The 319-nt window shown below is 61.4% G+C and carries 2 tRNA genes; both read right to left on the minus strand.

The annotated features are described in order from the left end of the window. Window positions 1-133: 133 nt before the first annotated feature. Window positions 134-208, minus strand: a tRNA-Val gene (locus GOPIP_RS27695). Window positions 209-226: 18 nt separating this feature from the next. Beyond that, window positions 227-300: transfer RNA gene (locus tag GOPIP_RS27700), tRNA-Cys, on the minus strand. Window positions 301-319 lie beyond the last annotated feature (19 nt).

Genomic DNA, 319 nt, shown 5'->3' on the forward strand with positions numbered 1-319 from the left:
GCTCGTCGAGTGGACCAGGCCACTCGCGACGTGCTGCGCAACCAGTAGTTCCGATCGTTCGCCGATACGCCAAATGCGCAGGCGAAAAGAGTCGGGACGAAGAAAACCCGCCGGGGTTCCGGCGGGCTTCTCGTGGTGCGCGATACAAGGATTGAACTTGTGACCTCTTCCGTGTCAGGGAAGCGCTCTCCCACTGAGCTAATCGCGCGGGATATGAAATTGGTGGTGGAGGTGGCGACGGGAATCGAACCCGTGTGCACGGCTTTGCAGGCCGTTGCCTCACCACTCGGCCACACCACCAGAGGCGAGTCGACTCGCA

The organism is Gordonia polyisoprenivorans NBRC 16320 = JCM 10675 (genome assembly GCF_000241325.1).
Lineage (GTDB): Bacteria > Actinomycetota > Actinomycetes > Mycobacteriales > Mycobacteriaceae > Gordonia > Gordonia polyisoprenivorans.